Here is a 14,876-nt window from a genome sequence, read left to right on the forward strand (position 1 = left end):
ACGTCTTCGCGGATGCCTCTACCGGCGGCGTGCCGCTGCGAATAGGTAGCGACGCAATGTTGCTCTACCTGCCACGGCGACCAGAGTCCGCATCGCGTAGTTGGCGGTCGGTAGACGACCGGCTGCTGGTTCGAATCTCAGCGGTTCCGCTTTTGGGCTGTCCGGGTGGAGATGGGCATGCTGTCGTCACGATGCCTTCGGCCTTTGGTCTCGGTTCTGACCAAGGGGGTTGACGGTGGCGACGTTGACGAATGCCGAACTGATCACCGCGTTGACTCGACCTCGCGGTCCAGTGGTGCCGTCGGGCGAGCCTGGCTTGCGCTTTGCGTTCTATGGCCGGATGTCGACGAGCACGTTCCAGGATCTGCGGACTTCTCGTGCGTGGCAGCGTGCGGTGTCGGACGGCGGTGGTTGTGGCAGGACCGTCCGGAGGCTGCAGCGTTGCTGGCTGCTGCCGCGGACCCTGGTCGTGATTTCGACGCGGTCGTCGTAGGCGAGTACGAGCGGGCGTTTCACGGTGATCAGTTCCGTGAAGTGGTATCAGGGCTCAATGCGCTGGGGGTTGCGGTGTGGCTGCCGGAGGCTGGCGGTCCGGTGGAACTCGGCAGTCCGGTGCACGAGGCGTTGATGGTGTTGCTGGGTGCGCAGGCGCAGCGTGAGGTGGCGAGGGCGCGGCAGCGGGTTCTGGCGGCGATGCGGGCGCAGACTCGTGTGGAGGGCCGGTTTCTGGGTGGCCGTCCGCCGTATGGGTATCGGCTTGTTGATGGTGGTCGGCATCCCAATCCTGTGCATGGGCGGTGGGGTAGGCGGGTGCAGGTGTTGGCGCCGGATCCAGTGACTGCGCCGTGGGTGCGGTGGATGTTCGCCGAACGCGCTCGCGGTCGCACGGTGGCGTCGTTGACACGAGAGCTCAACGAGCGTGGAGTGGTGTGTCCGTCGGGTGCTGACCCGGAGCGGAATGCGCATAGGTCGGGGGAGCCGTGGATCGTGCGAACGGGTGGCGATGATTCTGGAGAACCCGCGCTATACCGGCCGACAGGTGTGGAACCGAAGCAGCACAACCGGCCACGGACGTGCCGGCGGCCGTGGCTCGGGAGCGCTGCGGCGGAACCCGGTCAACGGGTGGGAGGTGTCCGAGCGAATCGCGCACGACCCTCTCGTGGATGACGAGACGTTCGTCGCGGTGCAGGGGATGCGGGTGGCGAAGCCTGCCAAGGACGGCGAGTTCGGCGCTATCGGCTGGCTGGGCTCGTCGTGTGTGGGCTGTGTGGCCGGCGGATGGACGGGCACTGGGTTCATGGGCGAGCGGGCTACCGATGCCGACACGGCTTTACCAGCGCCAAGCGACGTTCCGACGGCGAACCACGGAACCTCTACGTCCGAGAAGACCGCCTGCTCGAGGCACTGCCACACCTACTCGGGTGGACCGCTGGACCCGTGGAGGAAGGCGCGGGTGAGGAGTTGGTCGATCACGTCCGCGAGCAGTGTTTGCAGATTCATTATGACGACCGGCGTCGTGAAATTCGCCCCCGCACCGACTAACGCTGAAAACTGTGGAACCTGCTCGTCACCCAATTCAGCCAGTGCTCGCGTTGGAGGGGTGTGCTGACGTAAGTGGCCGAAATATGAATCACCCCATGGGATTCTGGTGAATCCCGTGGGGTAAGGGAATGTCCGAAGAGGGACTCGGACACTTGTGGGTAGCAACCTTGCGCGGTTTGTGTGTTCATGTGGATATGGATAGCTCGCCGCCGAAATAGAGGGCCATTTTATTAATTGGCACCTTCGGCTACTTCTATTCGTTCCGCTTTGGTGGGTGGATCGTACACAAGTAGGAGACGCCGACCTGGTTTACGCAGTCCTGGGCGAGATCGTGAACACGCCAGGAGTAGCCCAGGTCGGGCTCGCGTACGTCTACGGTGACCTCGATGGGCGTGTAGCGGTGCAGCGGTTTGGAAGCACCGTCATAGGGGAGTCCGACGTTCTCGGTAACCAAGATCGTCAGCGGCTGATCGCCCGTCCACTCGATCCCCACACGCACGTCGTACCCGTCGTTGCCGGTCGCCTCGGCTGTAGTGCGGACGAGGGCTCAACTTTTCGTCAGTAGTTTCTGAGCAACGCACCCGTAAGTCGCTCGTCGTCGAAGCACCCTGCGGGCACGGTTTCACTTTCTCGAACCTGGCCGGATAGAACGCCTCGCCATAAGTCGACAGGCCCGTCTGGGCGGAGTCATTCATGAGGGTCGTCATCCCTAACTGAGCGGATGCTGTTTCGCCACGCGCAACGCTCATCACATCGGTGGTCTCGTTCGGCCACACCCACTTGACGCCGAGGCGCAACTGGTCTCCGTTGGACGTGAGTCCACAGATCGGCTGCTGATCATCGACAAGCTTCACCTCAAGTCAGCGCTGAACCGCTACGTGCACCACTACAGCTACTGACGACAACGCCGAGGGCGACCCGATCGCCCCTCGCAAGGTCAGGCTGTGGGTCCGTACGTCGCCAGCGAATACTCGGCGGCTTGATCAAAGAGTATGAACCTGAAGCCGCTTGTGGCACAGGCCAGGCCTATTAAGCCATGTTGGTGCCTCGCGCACTGTAGGCGCTCGGACGGATGAGGCCGATCGCATGTCATGCGAGTTGAGCAGCTCCATGTTATAGGCGACGAAATTGATCTATTCCATCTCGCATCGCCCGTGCTCTGCATTTGCAAGCGGCATGCCGACGATTGGCAGGTTTTCTTGACGATGCACATACTGGACAAGCCCTCAGGTTGAACGCCCGATCGACTACGGAGGTGGTTGCGTGACCAGTCCACGAACGACGGCGCTTCCCGAATTGCCTCGGCGAGAGCCCTACCGGACGTGGTGGGGATCGCTGATCGTGGTGGCGGTCATCGTGGCGTTGGTCGGCACACTGGTGGTCGTCGACAACAACATCTCCGGGGCCCAGGCCGTCGAGCCGGGCACGGTCATCGAGGTCGGTCAGGGGGTGACCTACGTGCCTGCCGACGGGTGGTCGATCATCCCCGAGAACACCACGCCGGGCAGTGCGTCGCAGGTGGCGGGGCGGGGTGGTTCGTTCACGGTGCGGGCGAACGAGTGGGACGGCACCACGGCCGAGGAGGTCGAACGCACCAAGCGGAGTATCACGGCCAGCGGTGACGTGCAGCTGACCGGCGAGGGCACCTCGTTCCACACCGTCGGCGGGCTCACCGGTGTCGCGCTGGCCTACGTCGGCCAGCACCTCCAGGGCCGTGCGTGGATCGCGGTGGACGAGCAGGCCAACGTGTCCGTCGTCGCCTTCGGGCCCAGCGCGCCGGAGACCTACCAGCAGACAGCGGGCCCGATCGACTCGATGCTCAACAGCATCCGGATGACGGGAGCCCGTCCGTGACGCAGGCCAACAACACTCCCGACCTGCTTGCGCCGGTCGGCGTCGACAGCTTCTTCCAGCCCCGGCGCGTGGCGTTCTGGGTCATGGTGTTCTTCATCGCCAACGGCTTGTTCTTCGAAGCCACCCAGCTGCTCACCGCTTACCGCATCGTGCCCGTGGCGGTGTTGTTCGGCGTCGTGCTGTGGACGCTCTACACCATTCCGGTACTGCTGTTCTTCCGGTCGCTGGACCTGTTCGAGCAACATCCGCCGCTGGGGTTCGTGCTGGCTTTCGCCTGGGGCGGATTCGCCGCGACCTATCTGGCCGTGTCCGCGAACAGCGCCATCTTCTCCCTCGCGTCCAAGCTCGGCGGACCGCAGTACGCCGCCGACTGGGGGCCCGCCCTGGCAGGCCCGACCGTCGAGGAGCCCCTCAAGCTCCTCGGCGTGGTCCTGCTGGTTCTGGTGGCGCGCAACCAGTTCCCGACCCTGCTGTCCGTGGTCGCGACCGGTGCGATGGTCGGCCTGGGCTTCCAGGTCCTGGAAGACATGTCCTACAGCATCAACACCGCGATCGCGTTCCCGATGGACAACGAGGTGCTGCCCGTCGCGCTCATGCTGGGCACCCGCGGAATTCTCAGCGGTATCTGGAGCCACGCGATGTTCACCTCCGTCGCCGCGTTCGGCATCGGCTACTTCCTCACGCGCCGTCACAAGCCCTTCGTCCAGCGCGTCGCCGTCGCTGTCGCCGCGTTCGCGGCGGCGTGGTCGCTGCACTTCTTCTGGAACTCGCCGTTCTTCACCGACCTCGGGTTCCTCCCCTCGATCTTCATCAAGGCCGTGCCGGTCGCGATCGTCGGCTACCTCATCTGGCGGCTCGCCGGAAAGGAGGAGGGCACGTACCTGAAGGTTCTGGCCGATCACCTCGTCGCCGACGACCTCATCACGCCGGCGGAGCGAGAGGACCTGCCCTCCCTGCGCCGGCGTCTCCACGCCCGCAAGGAGTTGAAGAAGGCCAAGGGAAGCAAGGCCGCGAAGGCCCTGCGCGAGTTGCAGCGTGAACAAGTGCGTTTGGTGATGTACCACGGACGATATGGCGCAGGCGTCAAGCTCCTCGACCACGAGTACGCCGTGCACCGCGCCCGTGCCCGACTGACCGCGCTGACCACTGACCAGCGCGCGGCGGCTTAGCAGCGGAAGCCGAGAACAATCGTCTCCTGGTGCCGGTTCGAACGGCACCTATAGTGGCCTGGCGCGATTGCGAGGACATGGGAGGCGCCGATGACCGACTCCTTCGCCGAGGCGTTCCGGTGTGCGCGCCTTCGCACGGGGCTGTCGTTGGAACGGGTGCACGCCAAACTCGCGGATCAGGGTTTCTCGGTCAGCATCGCCACGCTGAGCACGTGGCAGCGCGGTAGGAGTCAGCCTGAGCAACCTGCGTCGCTGCAGGCGATCCCGGCGCTCGAGCGCATCCTCGCTGTCGCGCCGGGGACCTTGAGTTCCCGGTTGCGCTCGACCCGGCCTCGGGGTCGGGTCGGTGGAGCAGGCGGCCGGGAGCCCGTCTCTCCGCTGGAGCGCGCTCTCGGTGACGAGTACGAGCGGTATCGGTCTCATGTGCGGCTGGTGTCGGTGAAGGACTTGATCAGGGTCGGGGCCGACCGCGCCAGCACGTCCGTGGAGACGACGATGGTGGTGCGGGCTACTCGCGACGATCTCCAGTCGGTGCACCACGTGGTCACCGCCGACGACGTGACCCGTCCACCTCGGGTCACCATCCACACCGGACATCTGGGAGAGGTTCGGACGGTACCCGCCGCGGGGTGTGTGGTCGTGGAGATGAGGTTCGGTTGCACGCTGGCTCGTAACGAAACCGCGATCGTGCACTACGAGCAGGAGTTCGACGGGAGTCAGGCGTCCAAGCCGGAATGCACGCGGCGGTTCGTTCACCCGCTGAACGAGTGGCTGCTGCACGTGGTGTTCCACCCGAGCGCGCGGCCGGAGTGGTGTCGCAGTTTCTTCCGTGCCGACGACGACGGCGCCGAGCAGCGTGTGCGGCGAGTCGGTCTCGATTCGTTCGGGTCTGCGCACTTGCTCGTTTCCAGGGTTGACCCGGGAATCCACGGGCTGGCCTGGGACTGGCCGGTCTGAGGGCAGCCGGGCTGGACCGATCGTTCGTGTGGACGAGCGCCGTGCGGTCAGGCCAAGACCTGACCGCACGGCATCGGTGCTAGATCGTCAGCGCCCAGGAGTTGAGCGTGCCTGCCAGGTAGTCCTCCGTGTCCTGGACCCGCAGGCTCCAGGTGCCGTTGGCCTGTTCACCGGCGACGTTGACGGTGTAGGTGGTCTTGATGTCGTCGCCGCTGTCGGAACCGGAGGACGGCTTGAGGTTGTAGACGCTGCCGTCGGGAGCGACGAGGTCGATGACAACGTCACCGCGCCAGGCGTGCTTGATGTCGACGGCGACCTTCGTGTTCGCCGGAGCGCTGCCGGTGCGGCCGGTGACGGAGATGGTGGAGGTGACCGCGGGGCCGTTGTCGGGGATGGCCGTCGCGGTGGTGTTCGTGTAGGTCGTCGGCGTGGACGGGTCGGGGTTGGTGCCACCACCGCTGCCGCCGCCGGCAACGGCTGCAAGGGTCTTGGCGGTGTCGGCGATGCCCGCGCCGCAACCCTGCGGGCAGGACACGGCCATGGGGCGGGCGTTGGCCTTGATGAGGTCGCTGATCTGCGCAGGGGTCAGGCTGGGCTTGGCGGACTTCATCAGCGCGACCAAGCCGGAGATGTGCGGAGCGGCCATGGACGTGCCCTGGTACGGCTTGTAGGTCTCGGCCGCCGGCCTGGTCTTGCCCGCGTTGAGCGTGGAGAGGATGCCGTTCTGCGGCGTGGTGATGGTGCCCGGCGTGTCGGTGGCCCGGCGGGTCTCGCCACCGGGGGCGCTGATCTCGACCTTGGAGCCGTAGTTGGAGTACCACGCCCGGCCGCCCTCGCGGTTGTTGGAGCCGACGGTGATCACGTTGTTGCAGTTGGCCGGGGTGGACTGCGACGCGTCGGTGTTGCCGTTGCCGGCGGAGACGACGACGGTGACGCCCCTGGCGACGACGCGGTCGATGGTGCGCTGGTAGTACGCGGGGCACCCTGCCGATGCGCCGCCGAGGCTCATGTTGATGACCTCGGCCGGGTTCGGGTTGGTGGGCGCGCCTTCGATGGGGATGCCTGCCGCCCACAGCATGGAGACGGCGATGGACAGGCTGCTGCCGCCGCACGGGCCCAGGACCCGGACGGGGGTGATCTTCGTGTCGGGTGCGATGCCTGCGATGCCCTTGCGGTTGCCGGTGACCGCCGCGATCGTGCCCGCGACGTGGGTGCCGTGCCAGGACGAGTCGCCGGCCTGGCTACCGGGGGCACACTCGCCCGCCGCCTCCCAGTCACCCTCGTCGGCGGGGTTCGGGTCGTCGCCATCGCCATCGCGGCCCCGCTCGGCGGTGCCGATGAAGTCGTAGCCGCCCTCGACGTTGGCTTGCAGGTCGCTGTGCCGGACGTAGCCGGTGTCGATGACGGCCACGTTGACGCCACGGCCGGTCGACTTCGCCCACGCTGCAGGAACGTTCATCCCGCCTCGCGGCTCGAACAGATCCCACTGCTTGGCGTACTCGGTGTCGTTGGGCGGCACGTCGACCGCCGTCGTGTGCATCGTGATCTCGGGCTCGACAGCGGTGACGTTCGGGTCCGCCCGGAACTCGGCCATCACCTTGCCCACCTCGGCCTTGGGCTTCATGCCGCCGAGGCTGAAGACGGCGTCGCCGGTCGGCAGGCGCCTCTCGAACCGCACCGTCTGGCCGGACTCGACGGCTTTGTCGGCCGCGTCCGCCACGGCGGCCGGGTTCGAGCGAGCCGCGATGGTGGTGTCCTTGTAGGTCACCACGACGCGCTCGGTCTCGACGGCACCCGAGGTCGAGACCGGCTGCGCGGCGGCAGCACCTGTCGTGGCCATCGTGGCGACCACACCGACAAGCGTCGCGCTTGCGGCGACCATCGTCACTAATTTGCGCGTCACTGTTTTCACGTGTTGTCTCCTGGCTTCCGCCCCGCATATTTGCAGGGACGCGGCGGAAATGATGAATTCACGGACACCCTGATCGGCGCCGGTGCGCATGGAGCATGTTATTGACGACCACAGGTCGACAACAACCGTTCGCTTGACTGAGTTTTTCGACTTTCAGGGCGCCGCGCTGATCGACGTGAGCCGCCTAGTCCGGCCATTCCCACGAGATGCCGTGAACGGGCACACGCCATCTGCTGACGAGTGTGTGGACCGAGTGGGCGCCGTCCAGGGGAGTGCGCTCGAGGTGCAGCTTCCCTGAGTCATGGGCGGTGCGGTGGTAGCGGTGGCACGCGGCAGGCAGCGCGGCTGGGTCGAACACCACGTGGATCAAGGATTCCCGCAGACCTGTCCGAATGTTGCGCTGGTAGTGCCGGTCGGTCCTGGGCGTCGCACCGGCGACGAAGTCGTAGTCGACCACCGCCGTTTCGTTGCGGGGGAGCGGCCTGTCGAACAAGATCTCCGCCGCCGTGCAGCGCAAGTGCGGCAGGTACGTCAGTTCGCCGAGCCTGCCGAATCGCACGACGACCTCCGGCAGGATCGGAGCGGACTCCTCGTGAACGCGCAGCACGATCATGCGGTCCACGCCGTCACGGAGAGCGCGCAGCACTGTGCGTGTGCTGGTGCACTTGATGGATCTGTGTTCGTTCAGCCACACGGTCGTGTGCGTGATCATTTGACGCAGGCCGCGGTTCAGGTCGGCGAACTCCGGTCCCAGCGCCCGTGTGTCCAAGGCCAGCAGGAGGTTGTCCTGGCCGCCGCCGGCTTGTCCACGGGCGCGACGCGGCCCCAGTGACTGCCGCAATGTGCCGTCGGGCAGGTCGAGGAGGAGCTCGAGCGCGTCGACGATCTTCAGCGACGAGTCGCGCTCGGGTTGGCTTCGGCCGTTCTGCCAGTAGCTGAGCGTGCTCAGGCTGACTTTCATGCCGCGGTCGGCCAGCCGTTGACGTACCCGGTCGAGCGTGAGACCGCGGCGGCCCATGGCCGCGCGGAGTGCCGCGGCGAATTCGGTGTCGATGGCTCGGTCAACGCCCGCCATGTCTTCGCGCGCAGCGGGCAGCAATCCCTGCTCGCCACTCATCGATCAACCTCCCAGTCTCAACAAGCACCGTGGAAACAATTCTTCGCACTGTGCCGCGCAGATGGGCGTCGGTCAACGAAAACCATTGGCCGCAAAATCTACAGTTACGGTAAATCGGTAGAGGCCAGGACGTGAGCCGCCGCAGGGGCTGTCACCCGCATGACGAAATCGAGTCGCTCCCCGCGAGAGGGGACCGCTGCCGCCCGGCGAGCAGCGACGGGACGTCGCGCACCCCGGCCAGCACGTGGGTCGGGTGCTCGGCTTCCAGTTCCGCTCGCGTCTGGGCGCCCGTGAGGACGCCCACGACGATCCCGGCGCGGGCGGCGAGGCCGGCGCGCACGTCGAGCACGGTGTCGCCGGCGACCAGGACACGCGCGGGGTCGGTCACGCCGGTCAGCTCCATCGCCCGATGGATCATGTCGGGTCGCGGGCGGCCGCCGCCGACCTCCGAGGCGCACACGACGGCGTCGAGGTGCTCTCCGGCCTTCCAGCCCACGGCGTCCAGCAACGGGTCGGTGATCGTCCGGTCGAAGCCCGTGGTGAGCACGACCCGCACGCCGGTGGCACGCAGTGCGGCCAATGCCTCGGGTACGCCGGGCAGCGGGACGGGTGGGGTGGCGGCATAGGCGGCCTGCAGGCGTGCGACGAACTCGGCGTGCAGATCGTCCACAGCGGACTGGTCGCCGGTGAGCGCCGCCAGGGCTTCGCGCTTGTCGGCACCCATCCACGGGCGGACGTCGACGTCGGGGACACCGTGGTCGGTCACGACGGAGGTGAGCACGCGGTACACCGCGCCTCCCTCGTCCACCGTCGTGCCTGCGATGTCCAGCGCGGCGAGCGCGATCATGCGTGGTCCCCTTCGGACAGCCTGCGGCGGACGACGGCGGAGAGCCGGTCGACCGCGACGACGAGCACGACGACCACGAGGATGTGGGTCAGCATCTCGTCGAACTTGAACAGCTTGATGGACTGGTTGATCAGGAATCCGATGCCGCCCGCGCCGACCAGGCCGAGCACGAGCGACGAGCGGACGTTGACGTCGAAGCGGTACATCAGCAGACCGGCCAGTTGGGGCAGCACCGACGGCAACAGTGCGTGCGCGGCGACCTGGACGCGGTTCGCGCCCGCCGACCGCAGGGCTTGCGGCGGGCCGGGGTCGGCGTCCTCCAGGGCCTCTGCCCACAACTTGCCCATGACGCCGACGTTGTGGCACACCAGGGCGAGCACGCCGGGGAACGGGCCGAGGCCGACGGCGGTGACGAAGATCAGCGCGAACACCACGTCCGGTACGGCGCGCAGGAACGACAACACGGCGCGCGCCGCCTGGTAGACCCACTCCGCCGGAGCCGTGCCGCGGGCCGCGAGCAGGGCGAGGAGCAGGGAGATCGGCACCGACAACGTGGTGCCCAGCAACCCGATCCACAGGGTGACCAGGGCCGCGTCCAGGCTGGGGCCGAGCACCTTCCAGGACAGATCAGGCGGTATGGCCTCGCCGAGGAAGTCGGCCATGCCGCGCCAGCCGTCCACGAGCGCGCCGAGGGAGATGCCGGTCGTCTCCCACGCCACGGTGTGCGCGGCCACCACGACCGCGGCGATGGCCCAGCCGATCAGCATCGCCTTGGGGCGGCGGGGTTTGGGTGGCACCGGCAGGCGGCGCACACCGTCCACAGTGGTCACGACACGGGCTCCAGAACCTGGTAGAGGGAGTCGACGGACTGGTCGGGGCGTCCGTCCAGAACCACCCGGCCGTCGCGCAGGCCGACAACGCGGTCGGCGTGACGGGCGGCGAGCGCGGGCTGGTGCAGCACGGCGAGCACGGCCAGGCCCTCGACGTGGGCCAGTTCGGCGAGCAGCGCGAGCACCTGCTCGGATGCGGCCGGGTCCAGCGCGGACACCGGTTCGTCGGCCAGCACGACGCGCGGCCGCTGGCACAACGCGCGCGCCACGGCCACCCGCTGCTGCTGTCCGCCCGACAGGCTGCCCGCACGGTCGTGGGCGCGGTCGGCCAGCCCGACCCGTTCCAGGCAGGCCATCGCCTCCTCGCGCACCTCGCGCGGGAAACCGAGCAGCGACGAGCGCAGCGGCAGCCGGCCGAGCGCCCCGGCGCACACGTTGTCCAGCACGCTGCGCCGCCGCACGAGGTGGATGCGCTGGAACACCAGCGCGAGGTCGAGCCGGTCGCGGGGACCCCCGTCCACGGTCACCTGCCCCGCGGCCACGGGCACCAGGTCCGCGGCGGCACGCAGCAACGTGGACTTGCCGGAGCCGTTGGCGCCGAGCACGGCGAGCAGTTCGCCCCGGCTCACGGTGACGTCCACGCCGTGCAGCACCGGACGTTCGCCGTAGCGGACGGTGATCCCGGACAGTGCCAGCATCAGATGTCCGCCTCGGTCAGGCCCATGGTCTCGGCCAGGTCGAACAGCGGCTGGTAGGTGGACTTGTCGACGGCCACCAGCGGGCCGGGCGGGTCGACGTCCAGCAGCTTGCCGATCTCGGCCACCGCGTCCGGCGGCAGCTTCAGCAGCGCGTCCTTCACCGCGGTCTTGAACTCCTGCGGCAGGTCGCCGCGCACGGTGATCGGGTCGTTCGGGATCGGCTCGGAGGTCCACACGCGCTTGAACTTCGACTGGTCGAAGGTGCCCGCGGCGGTGGCGCTGCCCAGTTGCTGCGAGTTGATCTCGGCGGCGTCGACCGCACCGTTGACCAGGGCGAGCAGTGCTTCGGGATGACCGCCCGCGTAGGTCAGCTTCAGGTCGGAGTCGGCCATGCCCGCGTCCCGCAGCGCTTTGCGGGGAAGCGCGTCGCCGGAGGTCGAGCCGACCGAGCCCAGTGCCAGCGACCTGCCGCGCAGCTGAGGAATCGAGGTGATGTCGGATCCGGCGGGCACCCAGATGCCCGCGGTGTAGCTGGAGAGCTTCCCGTCGGACTCGCCGAAGGACGCGACGGCCTCGGCCTTGGCGCGCTTGCTGGCGAACACGTAACCGAGCGGGCCGAAGATGCCGATGTCGAGCCGGCCGTTCTGCATGGCCAGGACCTCGGCGGAGTAGTCCTCGGTGATCGTGAGGTCGACCGGGCAGTTCAGGGTCTTGGACAGCGCGTCGGCGAGGACCTTGGCGGCCGGCGTGAGGCGTGCCGGGTCCTCGAACGGCTCGACGCCGAAGCGGATCGTGCCGTTCGGGCAGGTGGCGGACTCGGCACTGTCGGCGGGGCCGCCACAGGCGGTGAGAGCGAGGACGGCGGTGAGGCCGCCCACGAGGGCGAAACGGCGGACGGACACGGTGGGCTCCGGTCAGGACGATGGGGGAGGGGGAACCTGCCGCGGCGGCGGGCCCGGCAGGAACGGTCGCAAGTCGACGCGCGACCGGTCAATACTTGTATTGACAAGTCATCGCCTGTTCACCTGGCGTAGGCCGGTGGGTCAGGCGGGGTGGCCGAGGTCGGTGGCCGTGCGGCGCACCTCGAACAGCCGGCGGCCCTCGCGGTTGATCCACGTGGCGGTCAGCGTGGCCGGGGAGACCGTGGTGTCGGCCACCAGCTTGAGGAACACGTGCGGTTCGACGGCGCTGTGCACGAGAGCGGGATGCGGGGTGTTCAGGCTCGGAATGGTGCTGTTGTGCAGTGGGCTGACGATGTACTGCCACAGGTCGTAGCCCACGCGTGGGCCGTAGTTCAGGGCGCGGGAGACGTGGATGTCACCGCCGACGAGGAAGCAGCCCGGGATGCGCTCGGCGGTGACGAAGTCGAGGATCGCGTTCTTCTCGTGGGCGTAGGTCTCCCAGTCGTCCTTCTCGGCGTTGCCCTTGTCGTCCCAGATCATTCCGGTGGCGAGGGCCTTGAAGGTGGCGGTGCTGCGGCGCAACCGGTCGCGCAACCAGTCCCACTGCACCCGGCCCAGGCAGGTCGTCTTGGCGGGGTCGGCCCAGCTGGGTTCGGTGCGGCTGAACCAGCGCGGGTCGAGCAGGAACACCTCGACCGGGCCGCGGCGGAACGAGGTGTAGACACCTTGCCCGGCACCGCGGGTGGTGAGCTGGACGCCGTTCGCGTCGTGGCCGAAGGTGGCATTGGCCCGGTAGTCCACGAACGCGGCCCGGTTGTTGGCCTTGGCGCTGTAGTCGCCGTGGTAGTCGTTGCCGCCGAAGTCGTGGTCGTCCCACGTGCCCCAGACCGGCATCGAGCGCACCATCCGGGCGAGCTCGGGCTGGGCCAGGAACTGCCGGTGCTTGGTGCGGGCCACGGCGAGGTCGGGGGAGTCGACGTAGGGGGTGTCGCCGAGCATGACGAAGCTGTCGCAGCCCTCGTCCACGATCCGCGTCCACACCGTGTTCGGTGTGGACGGTGCGCACGAGCCCAGTCCCATCGTGACGATCGCGGGCGTGCCTGCCGCCGGTGCCGTGGTGAACGAGCCGGTGAGCGGCACGAAACCGGCCGCGCCGCCCTGCGGGGCGATCGAGTACTCGTAGCGGGTCGCGGCGCGCAGACCTGTCACGGTCGCCAGCAGCGTGTTGTCGTTGGCGGTGGCGAGGGTTGTGGTGACCGTCTTGGTCGTGGTCCCGGCGCGCACGGTGCAGACCCAGGCCGGGAACGACGCCGGATCGAGCCCGGGACGTGCCCACAGGCGTGCGCTGGTCTCGTCGACGTGGCCGGTCAGCGGGCCGACCGCGGCCTCGGCGGGCATTGGAGTGGGCACGACCGCGGGTGCGGTACCGGCCCGGACCCGTCGCACGTAGCCGGCGAGGTTGGTGAAGAACGCGACGCTGTCCGCCACCGCAGCCGCGGGCTGCACGGCCGTTCCGGTGGTGTCGAAGCACTTGTCCACGGTCAGGCTGCTCACCAGGAACCGGCCGGCCCCGTGCGCGCCCTCCAGCAGGCACGGCGGCGCACCGGTCGCCGCGCACGCCATCAGCACCCGCATCGACCTCCAGGAGCGGACGGTCTCCCAGCTGACCCGGATCGCCGTGGCACGTCCGGTGAACAGCCGGCCCTCGGACACGCGCAGACCAGCGACCAGGGGATGGTCGGCGGCGGTCGGGAAGACCGTGTCGTAGTCGGAGTCGGTGCGCACCGCCGCCATTCCGCCCGGCAGGTAGGCGACGGCGGCCCCGTACTGGTCGGACTGCGCCAGGTCCAGCACGACCCGGCCGGTCGCCGCGAACTCGCGCAGAGCGGCCGCATGGGTGGAGGTGTAATTCAGGTAGCGGGAGTCGTTGTTGGTGAAGCTCCCGAACGCGATCAGGTCCACGTTCTGGGCGGTGGGCGGCTTCGCGATGTCCAGCGGCACGGTCGTGAAACCCGCGCGGCGCAACAACTCCGCCAGACCGGTCGCCTTCGTCCACTGGTCGGTGAACTCCAGCACCGCCGCGGTCGGCGGCGCCTGAGCCCCGGCGGTGCCGGCGGTGGTCGCGGTGAGCGCCGCGGCGACACCCCCGACCAGGAACGACCTGCGGTGGAATCCTTCGTTGGTCATGTGTCCTCCTCGGTGGAGGACGATCGGTCATCGCCACGACCCACGACAAGCTCTTGTATCTACAAGTCATGGGTTGTTCACGCCTGCGATGAGCACGGTTCGCCAGGGACCGCGACTTGTAGAGTCAAGGCATGACGATTGCCCTGCACCGGGTCATCGCCGCGGACCTGCGGCAGCGCATCCGCGGCGGAACGATCGCCGTCGGCGAGGCCCTGCCGTCCGAGGCGAGGCTGTGCGAGGAGTTCGCCACCTCCCGCGGCCCGGTCCGGCAGGCGTTGGCCACGCTGCGCGAGGAGGGGCTGATCGGCGTCGGCCAGGGCAAGCGCGCCGTGGTGCTCGACGCCGTGCCCGCGCAGCCGTTCGAGACGTTCCTGTCCTTCACCCGCCGTGCCGAGATCACCGGTCACGAACCAGGGCAGCAGCTCCAGGAGATCGCGTTGCGCCGCCCGGAACCCGCGGTCGCCGCGGCCCTGGGCATCGATCTCGACGAGAAGGTCGTGCAGTTGCTGCGGTTGCGGCTGCTCGACGGCCGCCCGGCGATGCTGGAGCGAATGACCTACGTCGAGGCGGTCGGCCGTCCGCTGCTGGACGCCGACCTCGACGCCGGGTCGATCTACGCGCTGCTTATCGACCGCGGCGTGGACCTGCACTCGGCCCGGCACACCTTCGACGCCGTGGCCGCCGACGCCCTCGACGCACGCCTGCTCGAGGTGCCCGAAGGCGCCCCGCTGCTGCGCGAGCGGCGGCTCACCACCGACTCGACGGGGACGCCCATCGAGTGGTCCGACGACCGCTACCGCCCCGACATCGCCACGGTGACCGTCACCAACACCCGCAGCACCCGCACCGCGGCGCTCTGAG

The 14,876-nt window shown here is 68.3% G+C and carries 13 protein-coding genes and 1 pseudogene; 6 read left to right on the plus strand and 8 right to left on the minus strand.

Translation table 11 applies throughout. The annotated features are described in order from the left end of the window. Positions 1-958: 958 nt before the first annotated feature. Positions 959-1,135 (plus strand): annotated as a pseudogene (locus IEY88_RS44195) (hypothetical protein); the annotation flags it as partial. A gap of 104 nt (positions 1,136-1,239) precedes the next feature. Beyond that, a complete protein-coding gene (locus IEY88_RS44200) occupies positions 1,240-1,542 on the plus strand; it encodes a recombinase zinc ribbon domain-containing protein (RefSeq protein ID WP_268241236.1) in 303 nt (100 codons plus the stop codon). Positions 1,543-1,795: 253 nt separating this feature from the next. Here the strand turns inward: IEY88_RS44200 and IEY88_RS14340 are convergent, their stop codons facing one another. After that, entirely contained in the window at positions 1,796-2,035 is a 240-nt protein-coding gene (locus tag IEY88_RS14340; protein WP_189155181.1) for a hypothetical protein, read from the minus strand. Positions 2,036-2,805: 770 nt separating this feature from the next. Here IEY88_RS14340 and IEY88_RS14345 point away from each other — a divergent pair. The 3 genes from IEY88_RS14345 (at position 2,806) to IEY88_RS14355 (ending at position 5,522) form a co-directional block, all read left to right on the plus strand. Further along, positions 2,806-3,396, plus strand: a complete 591-nt coding sequence (locus IEY88_RS14345; protein WP_189155182.1) for a hypothetical protein — start codon at positions 2,806-2,808, stop codon at positions 3,394-3,396. Continuing rightward, the gene (locus tag IEY88_RS14350; protein ID WP_229693373.1) at positions 3,393-4,565 is read left to right on the plus strand and encodes a PrsW family intramembrane metalloprotease; all 1,173 of its coding nucleotides are present in this window, start codon (positions 3,393-3,395) and stop codon (positions 4,563-4,565) included. Before IEY88_RS14345 ends, IEY88_RS14350 begins: the two co-directional genes overlap by 4 nt. Before the next feature lie 90 nt (positions 4,566-4,655). After that, positions 4,656-5,522 (plus strand): XRE family transcriptional regulator, encoded by an 867-nt coding sequence (locus IEY88_RS14355; RefSeq protein ID WP_189155183.1) that lies wholly within the window; start codon positions 4,656-4,658, stop codon positions 5,520-5,522. A gap of 79 nt (positions 5,523-5,601) precedes the next feature. Here the strand turns inward: IEY88_RS14355 and IEY88_RS14360 are convergent, their stop codons facing one another. The 7 genes from IEY88_RS14360 to IEY88_RS14390 all read right to left on the minus strand — a co-directional run bounded on the left by IEY88_RS14360 (position 5,602) and on the right by IEY88_RS14390 (position 14,015). Continuing rightward, on the minus strand, positions 5,602-7,404 hold the full coding sequence (locus IEY88_RS14360) for a S8 family peptidase (protein WP_189155184.1): 1,803 nt from the start codon (positions 7,402-7,404) through the stop codon (positions 5,602-5,604). 214 nt (positions 7,405-7,618) lie between these two features. Continuing rightward, positions 7,619-8,551 (minus strand): helix-turn-helix domain-containing protein, encoded by a 933-nt coding sequence (locus IEY88_RS14365; protein WP_189155185.1) that lies wholly within the window; start codon positions 8,549-8,551, stop codon positions 7,619-7,621. Between the two features lie 151 nt (positions 8,552-8,702). Beyond that, positions 8,703-9,398, minus strand: a complete 696-nt coding sequence (locus IEY88_RS14370; RefSeq protein WP_189155186.1) for a phosphonatase-like hydrolase — start codon at positions 9,396-9,398, stop codon at positions 8,703-8,705. Next, positions 9,395-10,228: a phosphonate ABC transporter, permease protein PhnE gene (gene phnE / locus IEY88_RS14375; protein WP_229693374.1), complete on the minus strand. Its 834-nt coding sequence runs from the start codon at positions 10,226-10,228 to the stop codon at positions 9,395-9,397. Before phnE ends, IEY88_RS14370 begins: the two co-directional genes overlap by 4 nt. Beyond that, positions 10,225-10,926 carry a phosphonate ABC transporter ATP-binding protein gene (locus IEY88_RS14380; protein WP_189155187.1) on the minus strand — a complete coding sequence of 234 codons (702 nt, stop codon included), beginning with the start codon at positions 10,924-10,926 and terminating at the stop codon, positions 10,225-10,227. The genes phnE and IEY88_RS14380 overlap by 4 nt, the downstream gene beginning before the upstream one ends. Continuing rightward, positions 10,926-11,828 (minus strand): phosphate/phosphite/phosphonate ABC transporter substrate-binding protein, encoded by a 903-nt coding sequence (locus IEY88_RS14385; protein WP_189155188.1) that lies wholly within the window; start codon positions 11,826-11,828, stop codon positions 10,926-10,928. The genes IEY88_RS14380 and IEY88_RS14385 overlap by 1 nt, the downstream gene beginning before the upstream one ends. A gap of 141 nt (positions 11,829-11,969) precedes the next feature. Further along, positions 11,970-14,015 (minus strand): alkaline phosphatase D family protein, encoded by a 2,046-nt coding sequence (locus tag IEY88_RS14390; protein ID WP_189155189.1) that lies wholly within the window; start codon positions 14,013-14,015, stop codon positions 11,970-11,972. A gap of 131 nt (positions 14,016-14,146) precedes the next feature. Between IEY88_RS14390 and IEY88_RS14395 the strand changes: the two genes are divergently transcribed. After that, positions 14,147-14,875: a GntR family transcriptional regulator gene (locus tag IEY88_RS14395; RefSeq protein ID WP_189155190.1), complete on the plus strand. Its 729-nt coding sequence runs from the start codon at positions 14,147-14,149 to the stop codon at positions 14,873-14,875. Position 14,876: the final 1 nt, after the last annotated feature.

The sequence above is a fragment of the Lentzea pudingi genome, from assembly GCF_014646255.1.
Taxonomy (GTDB): Bacteria; Actinomycetota; Actinomycetes; order Mycobacteriales; family Pseudonocardiaceae; genus Lentzea; species Lentzea pudingi.

Bases quoted from the DNA above. Each gene is read 5' to 3' on its own strand.
- IEY88_RS14355 (WP_189155183.1), top strand. From the start codon at position 4,656: ATGACCGACTCCTTCGCCGAGGCGTTCCGGTGTGCGCGCCTTCGCACG.
- IEY88_RS14360 (WP_189155184.1), bottom strand. From the start codon at position 7,404: ATGGTCGCCGCAAGCGCGACGCTTGTCGGTGTGGTCGCCACGATGGCC.
- IEY88_RS14365 (WP_189155185.1), bottom strand. From the start codon at position 8,551: ATGAGTGGCGAGCAGGGATTGCTGCCCGCTGCGCGCGAAGACATGGCG.
- IEY88_RS14370 (WP_189155186.1), bottom strand. From the start codon at position 9,398: ATGATCGCGCTCGCCGCGCTGGACATCGCAGGCACGACGGTGGACGAG.
- IEY88_RS14380 (WP_189155187.1), bottom strand. From the start codon at position 10,926: ATGCTGGCACTGTCCGGGATCACCGTCCGCTACGGCGAACGTCCGGTG.
- IEY88_RS14390 (WP_189155189.1), bottom strand. From the start codon at position 14,015: ATGACCAACGAAGGATTCCACCGCAGGTCGTTCCTGGTCGGGGGTGTC.
- IEY88_RS14395 (WP_189155190.1), top strand. From the start codon at position 14,147: ATGACGATTGCCCTGCACCGGGTCATCGCCGCGGACCTGCGGCAGCGC.